Annotated in this window: 3 protein-coding genes and 1 other RNA gene; 1 reads left to right on the forward strand and 3 read right to left on the reverse strand. The window is 43.5% G+C overall.

Annotated features, from left to right (window positions below; translation table 11 throughout):
- Nucleotides 1–130: 130 nt before the first annotated feature.
- Nucleotides 131–610 (reverse strand): deoxycytidylate deaminase, encoded by a 480-nt coding sequence (locus FYJ52_RS09880; RefSeq protein ID WP_154577059.1) that lies wholly within the window; start codon nt 608–610, stop codon nt 131–133.
- 112 nt (nt 611–722) lie between these two features.
- Between FYJ52_RS09880 and FYJ52_RS09885 the strand changes: the two genes are divergently transcribed.
- Complete coding sequence (locus FYJ52_RS09885) at nt 723–1,184, forward strand: phosphate-starvation-inducible PsiE family protein (RefSeq protein WP_154577060.1); 462 nt, start codon at nt 723–725, stop codon at nt 1,182–1,184.
- Between the two features lie 24 nt (nt 1,185–1,208).
- Here the strand turns inward: FYJ52_RS09885 and ssrA are convergent.
- Together ssrA and smpB are read right to left on the reverse strand one after the other, a co-directional pair.
- Nucleotides 1,209–1,606, reverse strand: a transfer-messenger RNA (tmRNA) gene (gene ssrA, locus FYJ52_RS09890).
- A 20-nt stretch (nt 1,607–1,626) separates the two neighbouring features.
- Nucleotides 1,627–2,085: an SsrA-binding protein SmpB gene (gene smpB, locus FYJ52_RS09895; RefSeq protein ID WP_154577061.1), complete on the reverse strand. Its 459-nt coding sequence runs from the start codon at nt 2,083–2,085 to the stop codon at nt 1,627–1,629.
- Between the last annotated feature and the right edge of the window lie 393 nt (nt 2,086–2,478).

Below are 2,478 nucleotides of genomic sequence, written 5' to 3' on the forward strand. Positions count from 1 at the left end.
TTAGTAGGAAAAGAGTTACAGAAGAAAAAGTGGAGCGGAAAGCGAACTAATTCGAACATCTTAAGATGTTGGTCGGTAATAGGGCCCTTATAGGGCCAACACAAACCACCGGCTGAGCCGGTGGTTATGATTAAAGTGAAAGGGTGATTTGCCGCTCGGGCTTGGGGTATTGAACGTATTCGATGCCGGTCATATCCATCATACGCTTTGCCGCGATAACAGCGTCGGAATCGGGGTATTTGTCCTCGAGATAGACGACTTTTTTGATCCCGCACTGGATGATGGCCTTTGTGCACTCGTTGCAGGGGAACAAGGTGACGTAAATCGTCGCGTCCCGGAGCGTTTTGGCGCCGCTGTTTAAGATGGCGTTAAATTCAGCGTGACACACGTAGAGGTATTTGGTATCGAGAGGATCGCCGTCGCTTGTCCACGGCATTTGATCGTCGTCGCATCCGATGGGCATGCCGTTGTATCCCATCGACAGAATTTTTTTGTCAGGGCTGACAATGCACGCGCCGACCTGTGTATGGGGATCTTTGCTGCGCTGTGCCGACAAAATGGCGATGCCCATGAAGTACTGGTCCCAGCTCAGATAATCTTTTCGTTTCATTGTGAACTTCCTTTGTGAATGGATTACATCAGTCAAAGTGTATCACAACGCTCATCATTTGACAATTTTTTGCGCCTCCTTTACAATACGGGCAAAGGAGAATCAAAGCAACATGAAAAACTTTAAGAAGAACGCTATGGCCTTTTTCCAAGCGGCATTGGAAGTTTTGGAACTGGGTATCGCATTATTTCTGCTGATTTTTATCGCCATTAATTTGATCAGCCTGTTTTGCCACATTCACATCGACGCATCACTGGCCAGTTCGTTTAAAACCCTGCAGCATTTTCTTGAGCTCAGCCTGAACCTGATCATCTGCACGGAATTTATTCGGATGATTTACACCCACACAATGGAAGCGGTGCTGGAGGCGTTGATTTTCGCCATTGCCAGAGGCATGATCGCCGGGCACATGGGCGGCGAGCAGACGCTTTTGTACGTCGTCGCGATATTGATCCTGATGTTTACGAGAAAATGCCTGCTGACAGAAGCTGACAGCGCGCAAAGTTTTCACACGCATTTAGAGGATTTTATCAAACATCTTCAGAGCAAAATAAAAGACTCAGATTCGAAATGAGAATCTGAGTCTTGTTTTTTTAAATGGTGGAGATGGTGGGAGTCGAACCCACGTCCGAAAATACGTCCCCGCTGCTTTCTACGAGCGTATCTGCCGAATTAATCTCGCCAAAAAAAGTGCTCGGCAGCACCGCTCTCTTCGGCCAGTTCCTGAATTGTCAATGGGCCGGAACAATTCCCAAAGACAGATCCCTGCTTTCATGAACGTCAGCCTTAGGCCAACAGGTGAACCCAAGGGGACGTGCAGCTATATTGAGCTGCGTTGATTATCGTATATGGAACTGCTTAAGCAGCTAACGCCATACGATAACCAGTTGTTTGATTATCTTTTGCGTTTAAATTTAAATGCCTGTTTTTTAAAGTGACCGGCGCACTTGCTCGCTTACAGCTTATCAGTATCCCCGTCGAAACCTTTACATCCCCTTTCTAATCATCTGGCGCATCTACCGTCTGATTTGGCGGCGAATACGCCGATCTGCATCGCGTTTAGCGATACTGTCGCGCTTATCGTATTGCTTCTTGCCCTTAGCCAAAGCAAGTTCGACTTTTACTTTACCATTTTTAAAATAAAGAGACAAGGGGACAAGCGTATAACCTTCACGCTGTTTCAGACCGTATAGACGCGACAATTCTCTTTTATGTAAAAGAAGCTTGCGTGTTCTAAGCGGATCCACATTAAAAATGTTGCCTTGTTCATAAGGAGAGATATGCATCTGATAAACATAAAGCTCTCCATCTTTAAAATCAGCAAAGCTTTCCTTTAGACTCGCCTTGTTCCGACGAAGGGATTTGACTTCCGTGCCGACCAGCACAATGCCAGCTTCATAAGTGTCTTCTATAAAATAATCATGTCTGGCTTTGCGGTTCTTAGCTATGATTTGAATTGGTGTTTGTGTGTTCATATAATGCAAGTATAGCATTAAAATAAAAAAATACAAATAAATTTTAAAAAATACTTGACAAATCAAACATAAAACAATAAAATAAAAAAGCTTTCTGATTGAGCGCGTTAAGCGCAGATCAAAAGCTAGCAAATTTTTTTGAAAAAAGTTCTTGACAGATCATTTCAAGTTTGCTAAAATACATATCGTTGTCGCGAGAGACAGCAACAACTTAACAGCTCGAAAGCAAGTAAACAAGCGGGTTTCAGCGCAGTTTGCTGAGAAAGTTTTTGAAAATCTTCAAAAAAGAAATTCAAAAAACTTCAAAAAAGTTCTTGACAAGAACAAAGTGAGCTGATATAATAAAGAAGTTGTCGCTTGAAGCGACGGCAGGTCATAGAAAAGAGAATAGTA

Source organism: Pseudoramibacter porci, assembly GCF_009696145.1.
In the GTDB taxonomy this organism is placed as follows: domain Bacteria; phylum Bacillota; class Clostridia; order Eubacteriales; family Eubacteriaceae; genus Pseudoramibacter; species Pseudoramibacter porci.

Coding starts and splice junctions, on each gene's coding strand:
- FYJ52_RS09880 (WP_154577059.1), bottom strand. CDS start 610: ATGAAACGAAAAGATTATCTGAGCTGGGACCAGTACTTCATGGGCATC.
- FYJ52_RS09885 (WP_154577060.1), top strand. CDS start 723: ATGAAAAACTTTAAGAAGAACGCTATGGCCTTTTTCCAAGCGGCATTG.
- smpB (WP_154577061.1), bottom strand. CDS start 2,085: ATGAACACACAAACACCAATTCAAATCATAGCTAAGAACCGCAAAGCC.